Annotated in this window: 10 protein-coding genes and 6 tRNA genes; 14 read left to right on the top strand and 2 right to left on the bottom strand. The window is 62.2% G+C overall.

Going from position 1 to position 14,419, the window contains the following annotated elements:
• Positions 1 to 7: 7 nt before the first annotated feature.
• The 7 genes from FY258_RS05530 (at position 8) to FY258_RS05500 (ending at position 8,408) form a co-directional block, all read left to right on the top strand.
• Positions 8 to 949 carry an ABC transporter permease gene (locus FY258_RS05530; RefSeq protein WP_118103818.1) on the top strand — a complete coding sequence of 314 codons (942 nt, stop codon included), beginning with the start codon at positions 8 to 10 and terminating at the stop codon, positions 947 to 949.
• A 3-nt stretch (positions 950 to 952) separates the two neighbouring features.
• On the top strand, positions 953 to 2,086 hold the full coding sequence (locus FY258_RS05525; RefSeq protein ID WP_118103816.1) for an ABC transporter ATP-binding protein: 1,134 nt from the start codon (positions 953 to 955) through the stop codon (positions 2,084 to 2,086).
• Complete coding sequence (locus FY258_RS05520) at positions 2,087 to 3,109, top strand: ABC transporter ATP-binding protein (protein WP_118103814.1); 1,023 nt, start codon at positions 2,087 to 2,089, stop codon at positions 3,107 to 3,109.
• Positions 3,110 to 3,298: 189 nt separating this feature from the next.
• Positions 3,299 to 5,023 carry an ABC transporter substrate-binding protein gene (locus FY258_RS05515; protein ID WP_182279430.1) on the top strand — a complete coding sequence of 575 codons (1,725 nt, stop codon included), beginning with the start codon at positions 3,299 to 3,301 and terminating at the stop codon, positions 5,021 to 5,023.
• Positions 5,024 to 5,111: 88 nt separating this feature from the next.
• Positions 5,112 to 5,200, top strand: a tRNA-Leu gene (locus FY258_RS05510).
• Positions 5,201 to 5,306: 106 nt separating this feature from the next.
• Complete coding sequence (locus tag FY258_RS05505; RefSeq protein ID WP_118103810.1) at positions 5,307 to 7,610, top strand: SpoIIE family protein phosphatase; 2,304 nt, start codon at positions 5,307 to 5,309, stop codon at positions 7,608 to 7,610.
• 69 nt (positions 7,611 to 7,679) lie between these two features.
• Positions 7,680 to 8,408 carry an anti-sigma factor antagonist gene (locus FY258_RS05500; RefSeq protein ID WP_118103808.1) on the top strand — a complete coding sequence of 243 codons (729 nt, stop codon included), beginning with the start codon at positions 7,680 to 7,682 and terminating at the stop codon, positions 8,406 to 8,408.
• Positions 8,409 to 8,466: 58 nt separating this feature from the next.
• Here the strand turns inward: FY258_RS05500 and FY258_RS05495 are convergent.
• Both FY258_RS05495 and FY258_RS05490 read right to left on the bottom strand, forming a co-directional pair.
• Positions 8,467 to 8,540, bottom strand: a tRNA-Cys gene (locus FY258_RS05495).
• Between the two features lie 46 nt (positions 8,541 to 8,586).
• Positions 8,587 to 8,662, bottom strand: a tRNA-Gly gene (locus FY258_RS05490).
• 297 nt (positions 8,663 to 8,959) lie between these two features.
• Between FY258_RS05490 and FY258_RS05485 the strand changes: the two genes are divergently transcribed.
• The 7 genes from FY258_RS05485 (at position 8,960) to FY258_RS05455 (ending at position 14,383) form a co-directional block, all read left to right on the top strand.
• Positions 8,960 to 9,034: transfer RNA gene (locus FY258_RS05485), tRNA-Val, on the top strand.
• A 3-nt stretch (positions 9,035 to 9,037) separates the two neighbouring features.
• Positions 9,038 to 9,113 (top strand) — tRNA-Gly (locus tag FY258_RS05480).
• Positions 9,114 to 9,156: 43 nt separating this feature from the next.
• Positions 9,157 to 9,230 (top strand) — tRNA-Cys (locus FY258_RS05475).
• A 509-nt stretch (positions 9,231 to 9,739) separates the two neighbouring features.
• Positions 9,740 to 11,962: an anaerobic ribonucleoside-triphosphate reductase gene (gene nrdD / locus FY258_RS05470; RefSeq protein ID WP_118103806.1), complete on the top strand. Its 2,223-nt coding sequence runs from the start codon at positions 9,740 to 9,742 to the stop codon at positions 11,960 to 11,962.
• Positions 11,963 to 12,186: 224 nt separating this feature from the next.
• Complete coding sequence (gene nrdG / locus FY258_RS05465) at positions 12,187 to 12,771, top strand: anaerobic ribonucleoside-triphosphate reductase activating protein (RefSeq protein ID WP_118103804.1); 585 nt, start codon at positions 12,187 to 12,189, stop codon at positions 12,769 to 12,771.
• Positions 12,772 to 12,842: 71 nt separating this feature from the next.
• Entirely contained in the window at positions 12,843 to 13,400 is a 558-nt protein-coding gene (gene folE, locus FY258_RS05460; RefSeq protein ID WP_118103802.1) for a GTP cyclohydrolase I FolE, read from the top strand.
• Positions 13,401 to 13,507: 107 nt separating this feature from the next.
• A complete protein-coding gene (locus FY258_RS05455) occupies positions 13,508 to 14,383 on the top strand; it encodes a biotin--[acetyl-CoA-carboxylase] ligase (protein ID WP_118103800.1) in 876 nt (291 codons plus the stop codon).
• Positions 14,384 to 14,419: the final 36 nt, after the last annotated feature.

Raw genomic sequence — 14,419 nt, 5'->3', positions numbered from 1 at the left:
GTATCCAATGAGCAACATGGGCGATCAGGCCCGTGCCGTCGCGGCGGAGCATCATGTCGTCGCCGATAAGTCCGACAAGCCCACGCGCACCCTTTGGGGCGACGCCTTCAAGCGTCTGAGGAAGAACAAGCTCGCGATGTTCGCCGTCGTGTGGCTTACCATCACCATCCTCGTCGCGGTCACCGCCGATCTGTGGGTCCCGCAGGTTCTGGGCGATCCGACCGCATCCGACACGGCCACCATGGCGGCAAACTCCCGCCTTGCGCCGTCTCTTGAGCATCCGTTCGGCACCGACACCCTCGGTCGCGACGTGCTCTCCCGCGTCATCTACGGCGCCCGCATCTCCCTCACCGTCGGTATCGTCGCAACCGGTATCTCCACCATCATCGGTTTGGTGATGGGCGCCATCGCGGCGTACTACGGCGGTATCTGGGATACGATCATCATGCGTCTCGCCGATACCTTCCTGGCGTTCCCGTACACGCTGTTCGTCATCGCCATGATCGCGGTCATCGGCAACGGCATCCAGAACGTGTTCTTCGCCATCGGCATCCTCGGCTGGCCGCAGATCGCCCGCGTGTTCCGCTCCGCGATCCTCTCCGTCAAGGAGAGCGACTACATCGACGCCGCCCGCGCCATGGGTGCGTCCGATGCTCGCATCATCGCCCGCCACATCTTCCCCAACTCCGTTGCCTCCATAGTCGTGTACGCGACCATGAACATCGGCGGCGCCATTCTGACCGAGTCCGCCCTGTCCTTCCTCGGCATGGGCGTCATCCCGCCGGATCCCTCGTGGGGCACCCTGATCCAGGAGGGACAGAAGTTCCTGCAGACCGAGCCCTGGCTCATGATCCTGCCCGGTCTTGCCATCCTGACCACCGTTCTCGCGTTCACCCTGCTCGGCGACGGCCTGCGTGACGCTCTCGACGTGAAGATGAAGGACGCGTAAATCATGGCTAAGAAGAATGACAACTACGTCGATCTGAAGACCCAGCCCATTCCCGAGGGCCAGCACCTGCTGGAGGTCGACGATCTCAAGATGTACTTCCACACCGAGGACGGCGTCGTGCATGCCGTCGACGGCGTGTCCTACACCCTCGACCGCGGTGAGACCCTCGGCGTGGTGGGCGAGTCCGGCTCCGGTAAATCCGTGACTGCCATGACCATCATGGGCCTCATCTCCATGCCTCCCGGCAAGATCGAGGGCGGCTCCGTCACGTATCGCGGCCACGATCTGCTCAACATGTCCGAAGAGGAGATGCAGCACGTCCGCGGCAACGATATCGCCATGATCTTCCAGGATCCCATGACCTCCCTGAACCCGGTTTACAAGATCGGCCGTCAGGTGGGCGAGGGCCTGCGCCTGCATCGTGGCTACTCCAAGCAGGAGGCCCTGAAGCGCGCTACCGAGCTGCTCGACCTCGTGGGTATCCCCGAGCCTGAGAAGCGCGTCAACCAGTATCCCCACCAGTTCTCCGGTGGTATGCGTCAGCGCGTCATGATCGCCATGGCCCTTGCCTGCGACCCCGACATCCTGATCGCCGACGAGCCCACCACCGCTCTCGACGTCACCATTCAGGCTCAGATCATCGAGCTCATGCAGGAGATGCAGGAGAAGAACGGCAACGCGATCATCATGATCACCCATGACCTGGGCGTCGTCGCCGACATGGCCGACAAGATCATGGTCATGTACGCCGGTCACCCGGTTGAGTTCGGCACCGCCGAGGAGATCTTCTACGAGAGCCGCCACCCCTACACCTGGGGTCTGATCCGCTCCATTCCCGAGCAGGCGACTGACGAGAAGAAGCCCCTCACGCCGATCCACGGCAACCCGCCGTCGCTTGTGAACCTCCCCAAGGGCTGCGCCTTCGCACCTCGTTGCCCCTATGCAACCGAGCTCTGCCACAAGGAGCGCCCGCAGAAGTTCGTCATGGACAACGGCCACTATTCCGAGTGCCACTACGCCGACGACGATGCGTTCGTGAAGCGCTTCGCGCCCGATACGTCCCGTTCCCGCGGTACGGTTCCGACCGCTATTCCCGACGACGTGAACGTCGCCGCCACGAAGGGAGGCGAGGCCTAAATGGCAGATAACAACATGCCCCTGCTCAAGGTCGAGCACCTGCACAAGGAGTTCCCCACCGGCTCCGGCTTCATGGGTGGCAAGTTCTCCAAGAAGGTCGTCTCCGCTGTCAACGACCTTTCCTTCGAGATTCGTGCCGGCGAGACGTTCGGCCTGGTCGGTGAGTCCGGTTGCGGTAAGTCCACCACCGGCCGCGCCATCATGCACCTTGATCCGCCGACCTCCGGCAAGGTTTACTTCGAGGGTCGCGACATCTCCAAGATGAACAAGAAGGAGCTCAAGGCCATGCGCCGCGAGATGCAGTTCATCTTCCAGGATCCTTATGCATCCCTGAACCCCCGTATGACCATCGGTGAGATCATCTCCGAGCCTATGGTCATTCACGGCATCGGCACTCCCGAGGAGCGTATCGAGCGCGTTCGCGAGCTGCTTGACGTGGTCGGCCTCAACCCCGAGCACATCAACCGCTACCCGCACGAGTTCTCCGGCGGTCAGCGTCAGCGTGTCGGCATCGCCCGCTCGTTCATCCTTCGTCCGAAGCTCATCATCTGCGACGAGCCTGTTTCCGCCCTGGACGTCTCCATCCAGGCCCAGGTCCTGAACCTGCTGAAGGACCTGCAGAAGCAGTACGGCACCGCCTACCTGTTCATCGCCCACGACCTGTCCGTCGTGCAGCACATCTCCGACCGCGTGGCCGTCATGTACCTCGGCAAGATGGTCGAGCTCTCCGACTGGAAGAGCCTGTACGCCGAGCCGAACCATCCGTACACGCAGGCCCTGCTCTCCGCAGTTCCGATTCCGGATCCGGATGTGCAGCAGAACCGCAAGCGCATCATTCTCGCCGGTGATCCGCCGAGCCCGATCGATCCGCCGAGCGGCTGCCGTTTCCACACCCGTTGCCCGATCGCTCAGGCCAAGTGCTCCGAGGAGACCCCTGAGTTCCGCGAGATCGGCGAGGGCCATTACTGCGCCTGCCACTACGCGGCTCCGTTCCCCATCAAGGAGTCTCACATCGATCTGTAAGCCCGTCTGCCGACGCGCTTCACATCGAACATTCGAAGGACCCGCTGCAAGCGGGTCCTTCTTTTTGCCGAACTATGTGAAGTACCTCGACGGGTCGCCTGAATAGTGCGTGGAAAGTCGGTTCTTGCGCGCTCATTTCGTTTAGAGTGGATGCGATATGCAACCGCGCGAAAGCCGGGAGGACTTTTGATGATCGATAGACGAACCCTTTGCGGTGCGGCCATGGGTATCGCCGCGATGTCCGCGCTCTCCGCATGCGGGGGGCAGGAGGGCGGATCCCAAGGTGGTGCGGAGACCGTCCCCGCATCCTGGTTGAAATGCCGTGTTGGGAAGCTTTCCGAGATCGATCCTCTGCTGGTGGAAGATCGTGCGGGCTTGCAGGTGCTCTCCGCTGTTTTCTTGCCCCTGATGCGGTTCGATGCCAATGGGGGGCTCGTGCCCGGCGCTGCGCTGTCGTGCGCCGTCTCAGATGACGCGTGCACGTTCACGTTCAAGCTTCCGGAGCATGCTGTCTTTCACAATGGGGAGCGCGTGACCGCGTCGTCTTTCAAGATCGCATGGGAGCGCCTTGTGCGTGCTATTTCCAGCGATGAGGGCACGTCTGATGCCGAGCCCGAGTTCGGGCGGTGGGGTTCGTTGCTGCGCCTGGTGGATGGCTACGAGGCGCTGCGCGCTGGTCGGGCTTCGGAGATGGTCGGTCTTCGCTGCCCCGACGATGCCACCTTCGTGGTCACCCTCACCCAGCCGTGCCCATATTTCGACCACGTGACGGCTCATCCCGCGCTGGGTCCGGTCCCCGCCGCGGCATTGGCAGATCCCGAGGCATTCGCCTTGAAGCCCGTTGGCAACGGGCCTTTTGCCCTCAAGTACCCGTGGGAGCGCGGGCGCGGTGTGATGCTCGCGTCTTTTGCCGATTGCGTCATCGGAGCTCCGCTTGCCGCGGGCGCCTTGTTCGACCCCATGGCCGACACGGTCGCGGCGTACAAGCAGTTCCGCGCAGGCAATATCGATATCACCGACGTTCCCGTCGATCAGCTTTCCGATGCTGAGGATATCGCGAGCCCCGCTCCTGACGGCCACTCGATGACGGTGGATGCCCGTCTTGCGCACGGGGTCGAGGGCGGCTTGCTCTATCTCTCCCTCAACTGTGTGTCCGGGGCGTTCTCCCGCCCCGAGATGCGTCGTGCCGCCTGTCTTTCCGTCGATCGCGAGGCCCTGTGCCGCAAGGTGCTCAAATTCAGCGGCGAGCCCGCCCTCGGTCCCATTTCCCCTCGCGTTGCCGAGATGCAGCCCTGGGATGCGTGCACGTACGATCCTGAGGGTTCGCTTCAACTGGTCGAGGCCGCCAAGCTCGCGGCGCTGCAGAATGATCCTGTGGAAGGGGAGGGTTCTGCCGAAGGGGGCGCCGAGGCCGATGTGCCCCTGCCCGATCCGCTCGACCTCGACATCGATCTGATCTACCGCAAGGGAGGAACGGGCGCCCGGGTGGTGGCACATGTCGTGCGCGATCTCGAGGCCGCTGGGTTCTCGGTCAAGACCGAGGCGTTGGATGCGGATGATTTTGTGAAGCGCTATCGCACCGCCGAGTTCGATTGCGCGCTGAGGGCTCTCGAGCCGTCTGTGCCCGCTCTCGAGGCGATTGTGGATGAGCTGCTCGCATATGATCGATCGTCGGCTGGAATCAGCGTGTATCGAGACGAGCAGCTCGATCATGTTCTCGCCGAGGCGCGCCAGGCGACCGACGTCGCAACCCGTCGTGCGCTGATCCAAGATGCCCTGTCCATGGCGGGGGAGAGCCTGCCCCTCATCCCGCTCGCTCACCCGGCATATACCAAGATCGCGTCCGACCGTGTTGCCGCTTCTGCCGTCGACGCTTCCGGAAAGATCGATCTTTTTGCCTCTGACCTGGTGTAATGGCGTCTGGAAAAATATTTCAAACTTTTTTGGAAAAAAGACTTGCACAGTCGGCGGAATCCAGGTTAATATACTCCCTGTTGCGAACGTCGGAGTGGCGGAATTGGCAGACGCGCTAGCTTGAGGTGCTAGTGACCGATTTTGGTCATGCGGGTTCAAGTCCCGCCTCCGACACCACGTGAACAGTACCCAAACCCTTCGGGGTTTGGGTTTTTTACTATCTATCGCACGCGGTCGTGCGATGAGCGCGCCCGCGCCGTGTCGAGTCGGCGGGAGGATGCGCATGGAACGCATGCACAACGAGGAATTGAGCGATGTCGCCCGGCTCGTCGAGGTGACGAGCGACGCCGTCGCCATCTGCGACGCCGACGGCACGGTCGCCCATGTGAACCGCCAGATGCTCTCGCTTGGGAAGATCGGCAGGGAGCAGGTCGTCGGCGCCGACATCAAGGACTTGCTGTATAGCGTTTCATTTGAGCGCTCGATGGGCCACAAGGTGCCCTTCACGGCAGACGGTTCCGAGAACACGCTCATGCTCAAACTCGCGGACGGCTCCTTCATTCCCGTCCGCGTGCGCGCCATCGAACTTTCCGGGAGCCCCGAGGGCGAGGGAGGCCATACGCATCGCTATGTTGTGGCCATCAGGAGCCTCGAGGAGCAGTACGCTTACGACCGCAAGACGCAGCGCCTGCTGTCTGAGCTCAAGGCGGCGAACAAGCGCCTTTCCGGCACGTTGTCTGTGATCATGTCCACGGTCGGCTCCAACGATATGCCCACGTTGCTCGACACCGTTTTGAATCGCATGGCCGAGACACTCGACGCCGCGGGCACGACGATCTATTTCGCCGAGAGTGGCGGATTCAAGCTGCGCGGCGTGAGTCGCGGCCTCATGGGCTCCCGCGTTCCTGCGTTCATTCCCTATGGCGCTGGTGTGGCGACGCACGTCCTGCGCGAGCAGCGGGCGTGCCGTATCTCGCTCGTGCCCGGTGATCCGGACGACCCGACGGTCCCCGGATCGTTTTACGATCTGGATGCGCGCATCCGTCATAACGTCCGCAGCCAGGACATGCCGCCTTTCAAGACGCTCATCGCCGTTCCCGTCTACTTCGGCACGCAGGTGCTTGGCATCGTCGAGCTCGGATGGACGCGACCCTGTTCGCCACGGGTATCCGATGTGCGTGTGCTCGAGGTCATCTGCGACTACCTCTCCATCGAGTTGGTCGGCGTGGTGAGCTCCCTGCGAGCCGCCCGCACGGCCGGCCTCACGCGGTCGCTCACGCGTATTCGCGAGGCCTTGTACGCCGCAGGGTCGGATCCGGTTGCCGCATGGCGCGAGATGATCGAGGAGGTCCTCGAGCAACTCTCCTGCCGCTTGCTGCCCGTGTTGAATGACATGGAGCGTGGCGTCTACGTCATCGAGCTCGACGGCGGGCGCCGCATCGACCTGCCGTGCGACGCCGACGAGATGTTCTTCTCTGTGACCGCGCCAGCCGCTCGCGTGGGCGCCTCGTCGCGCTCCGACGCCTTCAATGCGGACACGGGCCCGCTTTCCGTCACGGAGGACCCCAAGCAGATCAGGCTGGCCCGTGTCGACCGCATCACGTGGATTGGCGAGTGGCTCGAGCGCCACGGTCTGCCGTGCCAGGGTGTGTTCATGGACAATGGTCCCAATTTGGAGGAGGCGGTGTTCGTCGAGGACGCGGGTCCCTTCTCCACGGTGCTTCCGCCGCGTCGCTTCCTCTTGCTGCGTGATGGCTCCCAAGAGCCCGTGGACGACATGGAATTCGATTACCTCACGCACGTCGCCCACGATTTCGAGCTCATCATGGAGGGCGCCCTGCAGCAGAAGAGCGAGCGCCGCATCGCGCAGACACTGCAGGCCGGCATGCGCAACGATCTCGGCTCCGTCCCCGGCATCACGACAGACTCGCTCTACTCGTCCGCCACGCGCCAGGCGCTTGTGGGCGGCGATTTCTACACGCTGATCCGCTTGCCCGATGACCGCGCCGTCATGATCTTGGGCGACGTGTCGGGCAAGGGCGTCGAGGCCGCATCGATGTCGGCCCTCGTCAAGACGGCGCTCACCGCCTACGCGTGGGAGGGCGCGAGCCCCGCGCGCATGGCGCGTTCACTCAACCGCATGCTCATGAGCTTCTCGAGGGTGGAGACCTTCGTTACGGTGTTCATTGCAAAGATCGATTTGCGTCACGGCAGGGCGACCTATTGCTCGGCGGGTCATCCGCCCACCATGCTGCTGAGGCGGGATGCGTCCGGCGGCGTCGAGGCGGAGCTGTTGAGCGTTCAGTCGGGCGTTGTGGGGGCGTTCCCCTCCATGGTGTATGAGAACGGAGCGTTCGCCTTCAATCCCGGTGACATCTTGTTCATGTACACCGACGGCGCCATCGAGGCCCGTGATGCTTCGGGCGGCTTTTTCGGCGAGGCCCGCTTGCGGGAGACTCTGCTGCGCTCCGCTTCCGCCGGTATCGACGGCCTGTGCTCAAAGGTCCTGGCGGAACTCGATACGTTCACCGGTTCCGCGCTCGACGACGACATCGCTCTCGTCGCGCTTCGCATGGACGAGTCCTAGGGTCGTGTGCGAGGCCGTCCCGCGGCGGGGCGGCGTATCGGATGGGGGAGTTTGGGGAACCATAGCAGCATGAATGAATGGAACGACATAGCCGTCATCGCGCCCACGACCGACATCGACCTCGCGTCGGTGCCGCGCCTGCGCGAGCAGGTCGACGCCCTGATCGACAGCGGCGTGCGTCGCATCTTGGTGAACTGCCAGAACGTGACGTTCATCGATTCGACGGGTCTCGCCTTCCTGCTGTCGCGCGCCCGCGCCCTCTACGGGCGTGAGGGGCTTCTGTCGCTCGTGAACGCATCTCCGGATGTCGCGCGCTTTTTGCAGATCGCGCGCCTGATAGACATCCTGCATGTATCGACCGTCGAGCGTCCCGCAATCCCGGTCATAGCACCCGATGTGCCGCCGCTGTGGAGCAAGAGCTTCACCATTCAGCGGGGTGTCGAGCACCTCGCCGAATACCGCCATCGCGCGGCGGAGCTTCTGGGTACGCTTCCGCTCACGCGCGAGGAGTGCTTCGATGTGGCTCTTGCGGCGGGGGAGGCGCTTTCCAACGCGTACGACCATGCCTGCGGCGGCGAGGGCGGCTCCATGAGCGTCTATGCATATCCCGATCGCGTGATCATCGAGGTGCGAGACTGCGGCTGCGGCTATGAGATCGCAGACGGGGAGGAGCCCGCCGAGAGCCTCGAGCGCGGTCGCGGCATCAAGCTCATGCGCATGCTCGTGGATAGTGTGGAAGTGCGACGTCGTGCGGATGCCCCGGGCACGCAGGTCCGTCTGATCAAGCTGGTGGGATAGGGGAAATAGGCGCCCTATGCAAAACGGGCGCCCCATGGGACGCCCGTTGATTCTGCGATGGAGGCGGCTCCCGGATTCGAACCGGGGGTAAAGGCTTTGCAGGCCTCTGCCTTACCACTTGGCCAAGCCGCCGTGATATGAAAAGAGCCGATTGAAACAACCGGCTCCTCAAATGCAATGGAGCGGACAACGGGGCTCGAACCCGCGACCCCAACCTTGGCAAGGTTGTGCTCTACCAACTGAGCCATGTCCGCTTGCGAAGAAGTACTATACGCAATCGACCGTTCAAGTGCAAGGCCCCATTTGAAAATAATGGAAACTGGTTTTCAGAGAGGCTTTCGTCGGACGGGGAGGGCCGTTAGTGGACGGTCGGATCTGGGCTCCGCATACGGCAACATGATGCGATGCACTCTGCAAAGAGGTGGGAAATTGGCTGATTCTCGCGTTCTACCAGGGAAAACCAAACGATTTCAAAAATTTTGAAAAATGTTGTTGCATCTGAAATTCTGCTCGGCTATAGTTAATCCCGCGCTGAGGCGCACACCTGAGACGGGCGATTAGCTCAGGGGGAGAGCACTTCCCTGACACGGAAGGGGTCACAAGTTCAAATCTTGTATCGCCCACCACATGCGGACATGGCTCAGTTGGTAGAGCACAACCTTGCCAAGGTTGGGGTCGCGGGTTCGAGCCCCGTTGTCCGCTCCATTGAATGTGCCGGGGCCGATTTCAATCGGCCCTTTGCATATACGGCGAAGTGGCCAAGTGGTAAGGCAGAGGCCTGCAAAGCCTTTACCCCCGGTTCGAATCCGGGCTTCGCCTCCATAGCATTGTAATCGGGCGTCCTTCGGGGCGCCCGTTATCTTATTGCGAGTCCATGTGGTCTCTTCGCGACCGGACCTCTGGCTCCGTTATCCGTGGGGGAGCTTGGTTGCGCGCCGCGCACAACATGTAGGCCGATCATGATTCGCCCAGTATGCCTCGAGGTGATCGCCCCGTGTCAAGCGGAGAAGTTATGGACACCCCGCCGGCCTTTTGCGTCGCTGTTTTTGCATCCGCGCAGGTTGGGCGCCTGCGCCTCGTTTGCGGCGTCCCGCAGGTTCGCAAATTTGAATGCGGGAAGAAGTCAGCACATTATCCCTGACCTGCTGAAACACAATATATAGTGTTAGTCTAAAAAATTGATACCAGATATTGATGCAAAAATGGCCTATCATACTGTTCCAGGCAACTATGGCCTCGGTTTGTCCGCGCGCTGTCATATCGTGTGGAGCCGAGGTTTTCCCATCATTGTGGCATGTACGGGTTAGTAGAGCGATTCGCGGAGGAACGCCATGAAGATCATCAAGCGCAGCGGTTCTGAGGTCACCTTCGACATCCAGAAGATCATCGACGCCATCAAGGGCGCCAACAGCGAGGTCAAGGAGGCCGAGCGCCTCACCGATCGCCAGGTGGTCTACGCCGCGCAGAACGTCGCCGATCGCTGCGAGTCTGCCGGCCACACTGTCTCCGTCGAGGAGATCCAGGACATGGTCGAGGATGAGATCATGGCCCTCGACCGCTTTGAGGTCGCCCGCCGCTACATCATCTATCGCTACGTCCAGGGCCTCAAGCGCCAGAAGAACACCACGGACGATAAGATCTTGTCCCTTATCGAGTGCAACAACGAAGAGGTCAAGCAGGAGAACTCCAATAAGAACCCCACGGTCAACTCCGTGCAGCGCGACTATATGGCCGGTGAGGTCTCCAAGGACCTCACGCAGCGCGTGCTCCTGCCCGCCGAGATCGTCGAGGCCCACAACGAGGGCATCATTCATTTCCATGATTCCGACTATTTCGCCCAGCACATGCACAACTGCGACCTCGTGAATCTTGAGGACATGCTGCAGAACGGCACGGTCATCTCCGGTACGCTCATCGAGCGCCCGCACAGCTTCTCCACCGCCTGCAACATCGCCACGCAGATCATCGCCCAGGTCGCTTCGTGCCAGTACGGCGGCCAGTCCATCTCGCTCACGCATCTCGCCCCGTTCGTCGAGGTGAGCCGTCAGAAGATCCGCCGTCAGGTCGATGCCGAGCTCAAGGAGCTCGGGGTCGAGGCGCCCGAGGAGAAGGTCTCCGAGGTCGTGGAGACCCGCCTGCGCGACGAGATTCGCCGTGGCGTTCAGACCATCCAGTACCAGGTCGTCACCCTCATGACCACCAACGGCCAGGCGCCCTTCGTGACGGTGTTCATGTACCTCAATGAGGCCCGCAGCGAGGCCGAGAAGCGCGATCTTGCCATGATCATCGAGGAGACCCTGCGTCAGCGCTACGAAGGTGTGAAGAACGAGGCGGGCGTGTGGATCACCCCCGCGTTCCCCAAGCTCATCTACGTCCTCGAGGAGGACAACGTCTACGAGGGCTCCGAGTACTTCTACCTGACCCAGCTCGCGGCCAAGTGCACCGCCAAGCGCATGGTGCCCGATTACATCTCCGAGAAGAAGATGCGCGAGTTCAAGCTCTCCAAGGGTGAGACCGAGGGCAACGGCGATTGCTACACCTGCATGGGCTGCCGCAGCTTCCTCACGCCCGATCGTACGGGCAACGGCTATGACAATGTCGCCCGCGCCAAGAATTACGAGCCCGGCAAGCCCAAGTACTATGGTCGTTTCAACCAGGGCGTTGTGACCATCAACCTGCCTGATGTGGCCCTCTCCTCCCAGCGCGACATGGACAAGTTTTGGGAGATCTTCGATGAGCGCCTGGAGCTGTGCCATCGCGCCCTGCGATGCCGCCACGAGCGCCTGTTGGGCACCCTGTCCGACGCCGCCCCGATTCTGTGGCAGTATGGCGCCCTTGCGCGCCTGGATAAGGGCGAGAAGATCGACAAGCTGCTCTTTGGCGGGTATTCCACCATCAGCCTGGGATATGCCGGCCTGTATGAGTGCGTGAAGTACATGACGGGCGCGAGCCACACCGACGAGCGCGGTACGCCGTTCGCCATGGCGGTCATGCAGCGCATGAACGACAAGTGCAACGAGTGGAAGGCCGCCGAGGATATCGACTACTCCATCTACGGCACCCCGCTCGAGTCCACCACCTACAAGTTCTCCAAGTGCCTGCAGCGCCGCTTCGGCATCATCCCCGGCGTGACGGACAAGGGCTATATCACCAACAGCTACCACGTCCATGTGTCCGAGGAGATCGACGCGTTCGACAAGCTCAAGTTCGAGAGCCAATTCCAGCGCCTGTCCCCGGGCGGCGCCATCTCGTACGTCGAGGTGCCCAATATGCAGGACAACCTCAAGGCCGTCATCCGCGTCATGCAGTACATCTACGACAACATCATGTACGCGGAGCTTAACACCAAGAGCGATTACTGCCAGGAGTGCGGCTTCGACGGTGAGGTCAAGATCGTGGAGGACGACGGCAAGTTGGTGTGGGAGTGTCCGCATTGCGGCAACCGCAACCAGGAGACGCTGAACGTCGCCCGCCGTACGTGCGGCTATATCGGTACGCAGTTCTGGAATCAGGGCCGTACCGAGGAGATTCGCGATCGCGTGCTGCACCTGTAGGGGGCGATCCTGGCAGGCTGTCCGGGCGCATACCATCCGCTGCTCGGGCAGTCCTGCTCACGACGAAGGCCCCACTGGGGCCTTCTGTTCGTGCGGAACTCGCGACGGATGGTATGCGCCCGGACAGCCCCTGCTCTTGCCCTGCAGTTGCTCTGGTTATGTGGGGCTGTGCTGCTAGGGCCTCGGGCTGACGAATGAGGGGCTCTTGAGGAGGAATCCGGCTCATGAATTACGCTGAGATCAAGCATTTCGATATCGCCAACGGTGAGGGGGTTCGTACGACGCTGTTCGTGTCCGGATGCCGCCGGGGGTGCAAGAACTGCTTCAACGAGGTGGCGTGGAACTTCGCCGCGGGCAAGCCGTTCGCGCGCGAGACCGAGGATGCCATCATCGAGAGCATGCGACCGGCGTATGTCGACGGCCTGACCATTTTGGGCGGCGAACCCATGGAGCCGGAAAATCAGGAAGGACTCGTCGCCTTTGTCGAGCGCGTGCGCGATGAGTTTCCGCGTGAGAGCGGCAAGACCATATGGTGCTTCACGGGGGATACCTGGGATGTGGAGCTCGTGGACGGTGGTTGCCATCACACCGAGTTCACCGATCGCATCCTAAGGTGCGTGGATGTTTTGGTGGACGGCCCCTTCGTGCAGGACCTGCATGACATCACGCTTCGTTTCCGGGGATCTTCGAATCAGCGCCTCATCGACATGCCCGAGACGCTCGAGGCCGTCGCGGCGGGGATTGCCCCTGCAAAGGCCGTGCGCCTATGGGGCGATGAGCGCGTCTACGCCACGCACACGATGGATTAGGCGGGGGTTTATCCTGTGGTACCATATCGTTCAGATGAGATGCGATACGGCACGGTTGAAAGCTGGTAGAGATGGTCGATCAGGATAAGGTGCGCGAGGCGGTTCGCCTGCTGCTCGAGGGTATCGGCGAGGACCCCACGCGCGAGGGGCTTGTCGAGACGCCCGACCGCGTTGCGCGCATGTATTCCGAGCTTTGCGACGGCATGGACCGAAGCGCTTCCGAGCATCTGTCCAAGACCTTCACCGTGCTGGGCGACGATCTCGTCATCGAGCGCGACATCACCTTCTACTCGCTGTGCGAGCACCATATGCTGCCGTTCTACGGCAAGGCCGCCATCGGTTACATTCCCAACGGTCGCGTGGCGGGACTTTCCAAGCTCGCCCGCACGGTCGAGGTCTTTGCCCGCCGTCTGCAGCTGCAGGAGCAGCTTACTGCCCAGGTCGCCGATGCGCTCATGGCTGAGCTCGACTGCAGGGGCGCCATCGTGTACATGGAGGCCGAGCATATGTGCATGACCATGCGCGGTGTCCAAAAACCGGGCACAAAAACCGCCACTCTCGCCCGTAGGGGTGCGTTCGTCGAAAACCCAGAGCTCGAGGCAAGATTTTTCCGTATGCTAGATAGGTAGGGTTGTTTTACCCGCTGAATCTGTTGAGGCGGCGCGTTGATGGGAGTACCCGCACGCGCCTCCTTATTCGCATATGCGAGGGGCCTCCAGCGGAAGAGGGGATCGAGATGGGGGAGAATTTGCCGCTCATCGAGGTGGTCGATGAGATCGGTTCGACCAATGCCGAAATGAAGAGGCGCGGTCGTGAGGGTGCGCCGCATGGCGCCGCCCTTCGTGCGCGTGTCCAGACTGCCGGTCGCGGTCAGCGCACCCATGTGTGGGCGTCTCCCGCCGGCGGCCTGTATCTCTCGGTCCTTCTCAGGCCCGATGTGTCCGCCACCGCGTTGCCCGCTTTGCCCGTTGCCTGTGCGATGGGCGCCATGGGCGCCTTGCGTGAGGCTGGTTGCCCGGGTGTGCGCCTCAAGTGGCCCAACGATATCGTCGTGGGTGGCCGCAAGCTCGCGGGTGTGCTCACGGAGCTCGCCATGTCCGACGAGGGCGCGTTCGCCGTGTGCGGCATCGGTGTGAACATCGAGACTCCCGAGCTTCCCGCGAGTGACGGCGCTTTGGCTCCGCTGCCGGCGACGGGACTGCGCGACGCCCTCGCCCCCGGGGCCTCCTGTCCCGATTTGGACGCTCTGGCCGATGCCATTCGCGATGGCATCCTCAAGTCCGTGGAAGGCTGGTCGGCGGCCGACCGTTGGAATCGCAAATACCCGAGCCCGGATAGCTCCGCGCAGCAGACGTCGAGCGCCGAGGTCGATCGTTGGATCAAAGATCCCGTGCGTGGCGGAGCCGAAGGCCCTCTGGCGCCGCTGCTTGCCGCATATAACGCTTCGTTGGCGTTTATCGGCACGCGGGTCCGCGTTATCACCATCGAGGGCGAGGAATTGGTCTGTGGGCTGTTCTTGGGCGTCGATGGGTATGGTCACGCACTCGTTTCGCACGACGGGGGCATCGTGGACACCTACGACGCCGTGGATGTCTGCATCCGTCCGGCGTAGACCCTACCCGCTTCATAGAACGTGGTCCGTGGCTCG

Origin of the sequence: Collinsella intestinalis (genome assembly GCF_902364775.2) — a bacterium.
Taxonomy (GTDB): Bacteria; Actinomycetota; Coriobacteriia; order Coriobacteriales; family Coriobacteriaceae; genus Collinsella.
The sequence above is the reverse complement of the archived record's forward strand: the minus strand, read 5'-3'. Positions and strand labels throughout refer to the sequence as shown.

What these genes read in the sequence shown, in the direction of transcription:
- FY258_RS05530 (WP_118103818.1), top strand. Translation starts at nt 8, where the DNA reads ATGAGCAACATGGGCGATCAGGCCCGTGCCGTCGCGGCGGAGCATCAT.
- FY258_RS05525 (WP_118103816.1), top strand. Translation starts at nt 953, where the DNA reads ATGGCTAAGAAGAATGACAACTACGTCGATCTGAAGACCCAGCCCATT.
- FY258_RS05520 (WP_118103814.1), top strand. Translation starts at nt 2,087, where the DNA reads ATGGCAGATAACAACATGCCCCTGCTCAAGGTCGAGCACCTGCACAAG.
- FY258_RS05515 (WP_182279430.1), top strand. Translation starts at nt 3,299, where the DNA reads ATGATCGATAGACGAACCCTTTGCGGTGCGGCCATGGGTATCGCCGCG.
- FY258_RS05505 (WP_118103810.1), top strand. Translation starts at nt 5,307, where the DNA reads ATGGAACGCATGCACAACGAGGAATTGAGCGATGTCGCCCGGCTCGTC.
- FY258_RS05500 (WP_118103808.1), top strand. Translation starts at nt 7,680, where the DNA reads ATGAATGAATGGAACGACATAGCCGTCATCGCGCCCACGACCGACATC.
- nrdD (WP_118103806.1), top strand. Translation starts at nt 9,740, where the DNA reads ATGAAGATCATCAAGCGCAGCGGTTCTGAGGTCACCTTCGACATCCAG.
- nrdG (WP_118103804.1), top strand. Translation starts at nt 12,187, where the DNA reads ATGAATTACGCTGAGATCAAGCATTTCGATATCGCCAACGGTGAGGGG.
- folE (WP_118103802.1), top strand. Translation starts at nt 12,843, where the DNA reads ATGGTCGATCAGGATAAGGTGCGCGAGGCGGTTCGCCTGCTGCTCGAG.
- FY258_RS05455 (WP_118103800.1), top strand. Translation starts at nt 13,508, where the DNA reads ATGGGGGAGAATTTGCCGCTCATCGAGGTGGTCGATGAGATCGGTTCG.